General features: G+C 32.9%; 9 protein-coding genes. 6 read left to right on the top strand and 3 right to left on the bottom strand.

The features are described 5' to 3' along the window. Both PHC28_RS10120 and PHC28_RS10115 read right to left on the bottom strand, forming a co-directional pair. Positions 1 to 559 (bottom strand): choice-of-anchor D domain-containing protein (locus tag PHC28_RS10120; protein ID WP_300099536.1); only part of this gene is annotated, 559 nt, incomplete at its 3' end. 62 nt (positions 560 to 621) lie between these two features. Continuing rightward, positions 622 to 951 carry a hypothetical protein gene (locus PHC28_RS10115; RefSeq protein ID WP_300099533.1) on the bottom strand — a complete coding sequence of 110 codons (330 nt, stop codon included), beginning with the start codon at positions 949 to 951 and terminating at the stop codon, positions 622 to 624. A gap of 1,105 nt (positions 952 to 2,056) precedes the next feature. On the opposite strand from PHC28_RS10115, the gene PHC28_RS10110 reads away from it, so the two are divergent. Both PHC28_RS10110 and PHC28_RS10105 read left to right on the top strand, forming a co-directional pair. Beyond that, entirely contained in the window at positions 2,057 to 3,757 is a 1,701-nt protein-coding gene (locus tag PHC28_RS10110) for a sodium/sugar symporter (protein ID WP_300099530.1), read from the top strand. 55 nt (positions 3,758 to 3,812) lie between these two features. Then, positions 3,813 to 4,517, top strand: a complete 705-nt coding sequence (locus PHC28_RS10105) for an NUDIX domain-containing protein (protein ID WP_300099527.1) — start codon at positions 3,813 to 3,815, stop codon at positions 4,515 to 4,517. 295 nt (positions 4,518 to 4,812) lie between these two features. Here PHC28_RS10105 and PHC28_RS10100 read toward each other — a convergent pair whose 3' ends face one another. Then, positions 4,813 to 5,502 (bottom strand): NUDIX domain-containing protein, encoded by a 690-nt coding sequence (locus PHC28_RS10100; RefSeq protein ID WP_300099524.1) that lies wholly within the window; start codon positions 5,500 to 5,502, stop codon positions 4,813 to 4,815. 297 nt (positions 5,503 to 5,799) lie between these two features. On the opposite strand from PHC28_RS10100, the gene PHC28_RS10095 reads away from it, so the two are divergent. The 4 genes from PHC28_RS10095 to araA all read left to right on the top strand — a co-directional run. After that, positions 5,800 to 7,332, top strand: coding sequence for an alpha-L-arabinofuranosidase C-terminal domain-containing protein (locus tag PHC28_RS10095; RefSeq protein WP_300099521.1), 1,533 nt, complete (start codon positions 5,800 to 5,802; stop codon positions 7,330 to 7,332). A gap of 100 nt (positions 7,333 to 7,432) precedes the next feature. Beyond that, positions 7,433 to 9,100 carry a ribulokinase gene (locus PHC28_RS10090; protein ID WP_300099518.1) on the top strand — a complete coding sequence of 556 codons (1,668 nt, stop codon included), beginning with the start codon at positions 7,433 to 7,435 and terminating at the stop codon, positions 9,098 to 9,100. Between the two features lie 10 nt (positions 9,101 to 9,110). After that, complete coding sequence (locus PHC28_RS10085) at positions 9,111 to 9,812, top strand: L-ribulose-5-phosphate 4-epimerase (RefSeq protein WP_300099515.1); 702 nt, start codon at positions 9,111 to 9,113, stop codon at positions 9,810 to 9,812. 92 nt (positions 9,813 to 9,904) lie between these two features. Beyond that, positions 9,905 to 11,108: L-arabinose isomerase (araA, locus tag PHC28_RS10080; protein WP_300099512.1), on the top strand; the 1,204-nt coding region annotated here is incomplete at its 3' end.

The raw sequence follows: 11,108 nt of genomic DNA, 5'->3' as shown, positions 1-11,108 counted from the left end.
GCCATAAATAATCGTCAGGTCCATAGATAAGTGCATAAGGATAACTGAAAGTTGGAGTTAATGTTGTTCGAGTAAAATCTGAAATAACGGCTGCGGAAGCAGTACCCATAATATTAAAAGTATATGTAGATGTACTACCTCCAGTACTATTACTCTTAATAGTGACAGTAGATGTTTGTGAACCAGATGTGGCAGTAGGATTATAACTGATTTCGATTATTAAATAGGTGTTTGCAGTCAGTGTATTAGAACTTACAATTACATTAGTAGTAATTGAAAAATCAGTTGTGTTTGAAAGTGCGACTTTTGAACCAGAAAAAACTAAACTAGAACTCCCAGTATTTTTTAAAACAAAAGACCTTGAAAAATTATTTCCACTTGGGACGGTACCAAAGTCAGTAAAATTAGTTGTTGATGTTGCTGTTGTACCATCGGGGATCACAACATTATTTCCTCTTACCTCTAATACTTGTGAATAACTAGAATTAGCCATTAGGAGTAATATCATAAAACTTAAGAAAGGAATTGATTTTTTAAACATTTGAGTAATTTGTTTCATAAATTATGAATTATTAGGTTAGAGATAAGTTTTGAAAATTGGTTTTTTAGTTGTTGTATTTTTTATCGAATATTTTGTTGTTCTTGATTTTTAATTTTCAAAGTGCCAAAAGTTTGACCAATACTATTGAGCAAAGTCACTTTTCCAACTTTGTATTCAACCTGTAGATTTTGAATTGTTGAAGTAAAACTAATTCCAATATTACTTCCTCCTGAAATCTGATTTTCAACTATAAGAGTTGTAGTAACGGTGGGGAAAGTAAGAGCAAGTGTAGATGAGCGATTATTTGCTGGATTTGTATAAATTGAATTTTGTGAAAATCCGAAAAAGGTTAGGGATTTGGATACAAATATATTGTACTCTTTCAATGAATAATAAGTAGTCTTTTTCATGTTTTTGGGGGCTAAAAGCAATGAATAATGGCTGCGTTTTTATAGAAAAATGGTTTAATCTAAACTTATTTAAGCTCTGTATAAAATAATTTTAAAAAATAATAATTTTGTTTTCAAACATAATACTAATTATTTATTTTATCGATGAAGTGCTTAAAAATATGATAAAATGCGTAATATTAATTATTTATTTAAGATAAATTTTACAATAGTATGTGAAATAGTTGATTTTAAAGGATTTATTTAAAAAGAATGAATAATAGATTTTGGATGGTTTTTTGCGGGAGATTATGCATACAGGCGGCTTTGTTATATTGTATAAAAGTCAAAAATAACAATTGACAAGAATCAATTAATAAATATTCTTCTATCTCTTTTACTTCTTCATCTGCTAATTCAGAAATTTATTATCTCTTCTCTTTATAAAAAAATAGGAAAACAACTTTACCGTTCATTTGATTTCGGAATCGGGAAAGCATTTGAAGAAGGAAAATTAGATCTGTATGCCTTGTGTAAAATTGCTCAAGAAAATGGGGGCTTTCTTTGCAAAATGGAAAACAAGAGTTATTTGAAAATATAAGTAATCCTTAAATGGGTATCGTAACTATAATAAATTCGAGTTGGTTATTAAGATGGAGTTTGTCAAGTTTAAACATTTGGATACTTCTTCTTTAAATAGGTTAACTAGTAATTTTAAGAAGTGTAAATTCTTTAGAAAAAGGTAGAATTACCTGATTAGAGTTGTCGTTCAAAGCGCATTGTTCGTGGTTTTATGATATTTTAAATATATTTGATTTTAAGTTTAGCTAAAAAATTAGCAAAATAAATTGAATATTCAATATTTTGTTGATAAAAAATCAATGATTATTCATTTATTATGGATTATTCATTTAAATGATTTTGCTAAAAGAAATAATTTAATTTAATAATTGTCAATTTTACAAATAATAATATATTTGAAAATTATTACTATTGTTAATTCGATTTTTAAATTCAAAATAAAGGGAATAGTGATACTATTAGATTTATTATTGTTTTTGAATTTTTAGCAATATAATCCAAAAAAGAGCCTAAAAACATTAATTATTTTAAACACCAATTGATTATGAGCAAACAGCTTACCTTTGCCGATTACGCAGTATTTATTATCTATTTTATTGCGGTATCCGTTTATGGATATACTGTTTATAGAAAACGAGAAAAGAATGAACACGATGCTAAAGCCTATTTTTTGGCTGAAGGATCCTTAACTTGGTGGGCAATTGGTGCTTCCTTGATTGCATCTAATATTTCAGCTGAACAATTTATCGGAATGAGTGGTGAAGGATTTTTTTTAGGAATTGCAGTAGCCGCCTACGAATGGATAGCCGCAATAGCCTTGATAATTATAGCTATTTGGTTTATTCCTGTTTATTTAAAAAATAAGATTTATACAATGCCTCAGTTTTTAAAAACAAGATATAATGAATCTACCGCTTTGATTATGGCTGTTTTTTGGCTCTTTTTATATGTTTTTGTTAACTTGACATCTATTTTATATCTAGGTGCTGTTGCTATTAATGGTTTAGCAGGGGGAGAATATCTTCACGTTATTATGATAGGTTTGGCAGTTTTTGCCTTGCTTATTTCTTTGGGAGGGATGAAAGTTGTTGCTTACACTGACGTAGTTCAGGTGGCGGTTTTAATAATTGGCGGTTTAGTAACTACCTATATAGCATTAACTACTGTTGGACAATATTTTGGTGTTGGAGAAAATGCAATCGCTGGATTCAAAGTTTTAATGGAAAAAGCACCAGAGCATTTCAAAATGATTATTCCAAGACCTACAGCCACATCTTCTCAATTGGAAATCAATAAGTATCTAACTTTTCCAGGCTTAATGTCCTATTTGGCAGGTATCTGGATTATCAATTTGAACTACTGGGGTTGCAACCAATATATCACTCAAAGAGCTTTGGGTGCTGATTTGCAGACTGCCAGAACAGGAATTTTATTTGCAGGATTTTTAAAATTATTAATGCCATTAATTGTAATGTTACCAGGTATTGCAGCTTTTGTTTTATACGAAAATGGACATTTACCACAACTAGTTGGAGGAAAAGATGGAGCCTATTCAGCTATATTAACGTTCTTACCTACAGGTTTAAAAGGGCTATCTGTTGCAGCATTAACTGCAGCTATTGTAGCTTCATTGGCAGGAAAAGTAAATAGTATTTCTACAATTTATACCTTGGACGTTCACAAAAAATACATTCAAAAAGAAGCTACTGACAAAAGTCAGGTAAATATTGGAAGATATGCTGTTTTTGCTGCGATGCTTCTTGCTGTAATGTTTACATGGAATGATTTACTTGGTATAGGTGGTGTAGGTGGATTTACATATATACAAAAATACACAGGTTTTATAAGTCCAGGAGTATTTGCAATGTTTATTCTAGGGATGTTCTGGAAAAGAACTACTGGAACGGCTGCTATAGTGGGTGTTATTTCAGGTTTCTTGTTGTCTGTTTTATTTAATGAATTTGCTCCTGCTTTATTCGGAAACGAAACTTTATTGTACACGGCTTGGCCTACTGGAAAAATTATAGATGGAATTCAAGTATTCGAAATACCGTTTCATATTTGTATGGGATTGTCCTTCTTATTTACAATGCTTCTTATGATTGCAGTAAGTTTTGCTGGACCAAAAGTAAATCCAAAAGCTTTTGAATTAGATACTGAAATGTTTAAGATAAAACCTCAAACTACAGTAATGATAGTAATTACTTTATTAGTTATTTTTGCTTTATACGCTAAATTTTGGTAAAAACTATTATTTAAAAGCGCAGTTCGTTTCTATCAGAATACACCTTTTTATCCTTATGAATCAATACTCAGAACAAAAACGATTTTTATTTGCTGTCGACTGTATCATTTTTGGATATGATGGACAAGAATTAAAATTGTTGGTTATTAAAAGAAGTTTTGAACCTTTTAAAGGGCAATGGAGTTTAGTTGGTGGATTTATCGGAGAAAATGAAAGCTCAGAAGATGCGGCGGTTAGAGTTTTAAAAGATCTTACAGGTCTAGATGGTTTGTATATGGAACAATTGTACGGTTTTTCGGAACCAGATAGAGATACCGTTGAAAGAACAATCTCAATTGCTTATTTTGCGCTTATTGACATTCAAAAGTATAAACAGCAAATTAACGAGGATTATCACCCTGCTTGGTTTTCTATAAATCAATTCCCTGAATTAATTTTCGATCATACAAAAATTGTAGAATTGGCTAAAGAAAAATTGAGATACAAGGCGGCACTTCATCCATTATTATTTGAGTTATTACCTGATAAATTCACAATGCCACAATTGCAAAGTCTTTATGAAGCTGTTTATAATACAGAATTAGACAAAGGAAATTTTAACCGAAAGTTATTATCGACTAAATTGTTATTGAAATTAAAAGAAAAAGACAAACTAAACTCGAAAAAAGGAGCGTTTTATTATAGGGTCGATATTGATAGATATAGCGAGGGTTTCAAAACATTTCTAAATTTTGTCCCTAGTCAGAATGCCAATAAATAAATTTTATTATTTTGTAAAAAATGCGTCTCATAACCGAGACGCATTTTTATTATGGATTAAGTAATAGCTAAAATTTAATGTCGTATTTTAATGAATTCCTTTGCCACAGATTTGCTACGCCTGTTCGCTATCGCTCGGGTCACAGATTAGCACAGATTAATTCGTTAATTAGCTTAAAAATATTTTTAATCCTTCTAATCTGTGACAAAAACTCTTTTTAATAATTGCGACATTATATCTTTCTCGTTACTTAGTTCTAATTTTGAAATTAATTTAAAGAATAAAATTTTGAATCTTATAAGTTTAAAATAAAATCATTCAATAATTTTTCTTCATATTTTTCTTTGTCAAACATATAGAGGTAAGACCCTTTTCTGGAGGACATCATATCTTTTTCGTCCAATTTTATAAGAATGTCTAAAGAATTAATCTTGCTAATAAAATTTCTCTTATCAAGTTCTTTACTCAAAATGGCTTCATATAATTTTTGAAGTTGACGCATCGTGAATTTTTCAGGCAAAAGTTCAAATCCAATAGGTTTAATGGAGGTTCTGTATTGCAATCTTCTGATGGCATGGGCTAACATTTTATTATGGTCAAAAATTAACTTAGGTGCCTTTGAAACGCTAAACCATTCGGCATTAAAATTCTGAATTAATTCTTCATTATGATTTCCGACATTAATTAAAGCATAATAAGCAACAGAAATGGTTCTTTCAACTGGATCCCGATCAATTTCGCTAAAAGTATATAACTGTTCCATATATATATCTTGGAAACCTGTATATTTATTAAGAACTCTTATAGCTGCATTATCTAGAATCTCGTCTTGTTTTAAGAAACCGCCCATCAATGACCATTTTCCTTTTTCAGGTTCAAAGTCCCTTTTTACTAAAAGTATCTTTAAATCTTCATTGTCAAATCCGAAAATGATGCAATCCACAGCTAATAATACTTTGTCTGCTGCGCTATAACTATTTAACATACTTCTTGTTTTTATTGTAAATATATAAACTTCCGTAAAGGTTTCATAATTAATGTATCTATTACACTTAAAAAAATTAAAAGAGTTACTATTCGCATCAATAACGTTGTAAAACTCGACATATGGCTTTATAAATAAATATTTTTTCTAATTATCATAATTTTAATTCAATATTTAAATTCTAATATAGATGTGATTAAAAATTTTGCACATATTTTTTTTAGTATATTTATTTTTCTCTCTCTTTTTTTGCTAAATTTACAAATGTTAAATACACACTTGTAAAATTATTTTTAAATGAAAAAATCAGCCTTACTATTATTACTTCTTACTTTTTGCAATCAAATTATTTTTGCGCAAAAAGAAACTACAATACTTTCTATAAAAAGTAATGTAAACGCACCCACTATTAATAAAAACATCTATGGTCATTTTGCCGAACATTTAGGGAGATCAATTTATGGTGGTTTTTTTGTAGGAGATACTTCAAAAATACCCAATACAAATGGGGTTCGAAATGATGTTGTTGCCGCTTTAAAAGCTTTAAAAATACCAAATCTTCGCTGGCCAGGTGGATGCTTTGCTGATACCTACCATTGGAAAGACGGAATTGGTTCAAAAGAAAACAGACCAACAATAGTAAATCAATGGTGGGGCGGTGTTACCGAAGATAATAGTTTTGGCACACACGATTTTTTAAATATGTGCGAATTGCTTGGAGCTGAACCTTATTTGTCAGGAAATATAGGAAGTGGCACCGTTCAGGAAATGGCTGATTGGGTTCAATATGCCAACTTTGCAAGCAAAAGCCCAATGAGTGATTTACGGAAGAAAAACGGAAGAAACGAACCTTGGAAAGTGAAATTCTGGGGAATTGGTAACGAAGCCTGGGGTTGTGGCGGTAATATGAAAGCTGAGTATTATGCTGATGAATACCGTAAATACTCAACATTTTTATCAGGAAACATTACTAAAATTGCTTCTGGTGCAAGTAGCGATGATTATAATTGGACTGAAACCTTAATGAAAAACATCCCCAATCAAATGTTAGGAGGAGTTGCTTTACATCATTATTCCGTAATTGATTGGAACCAAAAAGGGGATGCAGTAGATTTTACCGAAGGACAATATTTTGCCACGATGAGAGAGGCTTTAAAAATGGAAGAACTTGTTACTAAACATTCTGCCATTATGGATAGATATGATCCAGAGAAAAAAATTGATTTAGTGGTTGACGAATGGGGAGGTTGGTATGATGTAGAAAAAGGGTCTAATCCTGGATTTTTATTCCAACAAAATACTATGAGAGATGCTGTTTTAGCTGGAGCAACACTTAATATATTTAACAATCACGCCGAAAGGGTGCGAATGGCAAATCTAGCACAATGTGTTAATGTTCTGCAAGCTGTTATCCTGACGGATAATGCTAAAATGATTTTGACACCTACCTATTATGTGATGAAAATGTATAATGTGCATCAAGAGGCTAAATTATTGCCATTAACATTTGATTCTCCTTTATATACTTATAATGGCGAAACTCTTCCAGCTTTATTAGCTTCGGCTTCAAAAGATAAAAATGGATTAGTTCATATTTCATTAGTAAATGTTGATGCTAAAAAAGAAAATAAGGTAGAAATAGATATAAAAGAACTTGGAATCAAAAATGTTTCAGGAAATATATTGACTTCTCCAAAACTACAAGATTTCAATTCATTTGATAATCCAACAAAAATTCAACCAATAGTTTTTAAAGGATTTAATGTAAAGAAAGACAAACTAACAATTATAATTCCTCCTTTTTCTGTGATAATGTTAGAGGGTAAATAAGTAGTTATTTTTATTATAAAAACCCAAATTAAATTAAGTGTTTTTTATACACTTAAAATTATTTATAGTATATTTGTCTTTACAATTTAAAGATTTTAGAATGAAAAATTACGTTATAGGATTAGATTACGGCTCAGACTCAGTTCGTGCCGTTTTGATTGACACAGAAAATGGTCAAGAGTTGGCTTCGGATGTTTGTCATTATAAAAGATGGGGAAATAAAGAATATTGTAACGCATCAATAAATCAATTTCGTCAACACCCTTTGGATCATATCGAAGGCTTGGAATCTACCATAAAAGCTGTGGTTGCCGCTTCAAAAGTTGCTCCTTCGCAAATAAAAAGTATCTGTATCGACACTACAGGTTCCTCTCCAATTCCAGTGACAGCAGATGGAACCCCACTAGCTTTGACAAAAGGTTTTGAACACAATCCGAATGCAATGATGGTTTTGTGGAAAGACCACACCGCCATAAATGAAGCCAACGAAATCAACGAATTGGCAGTTACTTGGGGCGGAGAAGATTTCACTAAATACGAAGGCGGAATTTATTCATCAGAATGGTTTTGGGCCAAAATCTTGCACGTAGCTCGTGAAGACGAAGCGGTAAAAAATGCAGCCCACACTTGGATGGAACATTGCGATTTGATGACTTATTTATTGATAGATAACAAAGATTTAAAATCTTTCAAAAGAAGTCGTTGCGCAGCGGGACACAAAGCGATGTGGCACGAAGACTGGAACGGTTTGCCTCCAGTAGAATTTTTAGAAAAACTAGATCCTTATTTGGCGACACTTCGTGGAAATTTATACGACCAAACTTATACATCAGATGTAGTTGCTGGAAACTTAAACCAAGAATGGGCAACTAAATTAGGACTTTCTACGGACACACTAATTGCAGTTGGAACTTTCGATGCACATTCTGGAGCAGTCGGAGCGAAAATTGACGAATATGCTTTAGTAAGAGTTATGGGAACTTCAACTTGTGATATTATCGTATCGGCAAAAGAAGTTGTTGGGACAAAAAACGTTAAGGGAATTTGCGGACAAGTTGATGGTTCTGTAATTCCAGGTTACATTGGTTTAGAAGCGGGACAATCTGCTTTTGGTGATGTTCTAGCTTGGTTTAAAGACACTCTTTCTTGGCCTTTAGACAATTTAGTTTATACTTCTACCCTATTATCTGCTGAACAAAAAACACAATTAAAAGCTGAAGTGGAGTCTAATTTTATCAAAACTTTGACCCAACAAGCAGAAGCTATTCCGTTATCAAAAAGCATTCCAACTGCTTTGGATTGGGTGAACGGGCGACGAACTCCAGATGCTAATCAAGGTTTGAAAAGCGCCATTTCTAATATTTCGTTAGGAACAAAAGCACCTCATCTTTTCAAGGCCTTGATCAATTCAATCTGTTTTGGATCCAAGAAAATCGTGGACAGATTTGAAGAAGAAGGCGTTCGTATTGACAGCGTAATCGGTATTGGAGGCGTGGCCAGAAAATCACCATTTATTATGCAGACTTTGGCAAATGTTTTAAACAAACCAATCAAGGTTGCCGCTTCGGATCAAGCACCAGCCTTGGGAGCAGCGATTTATGCAGCAGTTGCAGCGGGAATTTATCCCAACGTAATTGAAGCTAGCAAAAAAATGGGAAGCGATTTCGAAAGCGAATATTTCCCAGAATCAGACAAAATAGAAGCCTATCAAGAATTGATGGATTCTTATTCTGAATTAGCTCTATTTATTGAAAGTATAACGAAATAAACACAGTAGAATGAGTTCAAAATATACAGCTTTAAAACAAGAATGCTACGATGCCAATATGCAACTGAATGCTCTGAATTTAGTAGTTTATACTTTTGGAAATGTAAGTGCCGTGGATAGAGAAAATGGTGTTTTTGCCATCAAACCTAGCGGTGTTCCTTACGAAGATTTGAAACCCGAAGATATTGTTATTGTTGACTTCGACAACAACATCATCGAAGGAACAAAACGACCTTCATCGGACACAAAAACACACGCTTATTTATACAAAAACTGGCCCAATATTGGTGGAGTGGCTCATACTCACGCTACTTATTCTGTGGCTTGGGCACAATCGCAAAGAGATATTCCAATTTTTGGAACTACTCACGCCGATCATTTAACAGCCGATATTCCTTGTGCTGCTCCAATGAGTGATGCGCTAATCGAAGGAAATTACGAACACAATACTGGAATTCAAATTTTGGATTGCTTCAAAGAAAAAGACCTTTCTTACGAAGAGGTAGAAATGGTTCTTATTGGAAATCACGGACCATTTACTTGGGGTAAAAATGCTGCAAAAGCAGTTTACAACAGTAAAGTTCTGGAAGTGGTTGCTGAAATGGCTCATTTGACTTTGTTAATAAATCCAAATGCTCCAAGATTGAAAGATTCCCTAATCAAAAAACATTACGAACGCAAACACGGAAAAGATTCGTATTACGGTCAGTAAATTTTAGCTTAAGGTTTCTTTAGTTTAAAGTTGTTTAAATTAAAGGAACCTTAAACAATTTAAACTTTAAACAATTTAAACAAAATATTATAATGATAGACATTGCACAAAAAGAAATTTGGTTTGTAGTAGGAAGCCAAGAATTATACGGTGAAGAAACGCTAAGAAAAGTGGCAGAACATTCGCAAATAATTGCAAACGGATTAGATGCCTCTTCAAAAATACCAGTAAAATTGGTATACAAAGATGTAGTAAAATCTCCAGCACAAATCCTAGATGTATGTTTGGAAGCTAATACCAACAAAAACTGTATTGGAATTATAGCTTGGATGCACACTTTCTCTCCTGCCAAAATGTGGATTGGAGGATTGAGCATTTTGAACAAACCTTTATGTCATTTGCACACACAATTCAATGCTGAAATTCCTTGGAGCAGCATCGATATGGACTTTATGAACTTAAATCAATCGGCTCACGGAGACAGAGAATTTGGTTTCATAATGTCAAGAATGCGCAAAAAACGCAAAGTAATTGTTGGACACTGGGAAGACGAACGCGTTCAAAGCAAATTAGGAAACTGGACAAGAGTAGCTTTGGGTTGGAATGAATTGCAAAACTTAAAAGTAGCTCGTATTGGTGACAATATGCGTGAAGTAGCCGTTACCGAAGGCGATAAAGTGGAAGCTCAAATTCGGTTTGGTGTTTCAGTAAATGGTTTCGATTCTTCGGATGTGACCAAACATATTGATAAAGTTACCGACCAACAATTGAATGATTTATTGGCAGTTTACGAAGCTTCTTATAGCTTAACCGACGATTTAAAAGAAGGTGGAGCCAAAAGACATTCGTTAGCCGATGCAGCAAAAATTGAATTAGGATTAAGAGCTTTCCTTGAAGAAGGAGGTTTTGGAGCCTTTACAGATACTTTCGAAAATCTTGGAGCTTGGAAACAATTACCAGGAATCGCAACCCAACGTTTAATGGCAGATGGTTATGGTTTTGGTGGCGAAGGCGACTGGAAAACCGCAGCAATGGTAAGAGCTTTGAAAGTAATGAATGTTGGTCTTGAAGGAGGAACTTCTTTTATGGAAGATTATACGTATCACTTTACACCTGAAAAATCGTATGTTTTAGGTTCGCATATGCTTGAAATTTGTCCATCAATCGCTGATGGAAAACCATCTTGCGAAGTGCATCCGTTAGGAATTGGAGGAAAAGAAGATCCAGCTCGTTTGGTGTTTAATTCTCCTGCTGGAGAAGCTATCAACGTTTCATTAGTAGATATGGGGAACCGTT

Origin of the sequence: Flavobacterium sp. (assembly GCF_028712645.1) — a bacterium.
GTDB lineage: Bacteria > Bacteroidota > Bacteroidia > Flavobacteriales > Flavobacteriaceae > Flavobacterium.
The sequence above is the reverse complement of the archived record's forward strand: the minus strand, read 5'-3'. Positions and strand labels throughout refer to the sequence as shown.